The sequence below is a fragment of the Clostridium sp. AF20-7 genome, assembly GCF_003479275.1.
Taxonomy (GTDB): Bacteria; Bacillota; Clostridia; order Lachnospirales; family Lachnospiraceae; genus Otoolea; species Otoolea fessa.
In genome coordinates this window covers 315-596 of the sequence record NZ_QUGF01000036.1, presented here as the reverse complement: position 1 = coordinate 596, position 282 = coordinate 315, and the positions used below count along the sequence as shown (strand labels likewise).

The following is a 282-nucleotide window of genomic DNA, read 5'->3' as shown; positions in this document are numbered from 1 at the left end:
GAACTTTGTATCAGATTTTCAATATGCAGTTTTCAAGGTACATACTTGACTGAAGTTTATCAGTCATTCACAACCTCGATAAGCTCGAACTTATGAATCACTGGTAAAAACCAGTTATATGGAACAGCACTTCCCTGCTGGTGTAGGTTAACACATCCTCATCACAGATAGTTCATCCATTCCGATGTGTCCGTTCTATCTCAAATCGCATTCAGCGAATTGTTTTTAATGGAATCCGGCATCCACCTGCTTTCCCATGCCGTCTCCAGCATAGTATCATCG

Annotated in this window: 1 rRNA gene (cut by a window edge); it reads right to left on the bottom strand. The window is 41.1% G+C overall.

Annotated features, from left to right (window positions below):
• Window positions 1-233 precede the first annotated feature (233 nt).
• A 5S ribosomal RNA gene (gene rrf / locus DWX68_RS14495) occupies window positions 234-282 on the bottom strand; it runs 109 nt beyond the window's last position.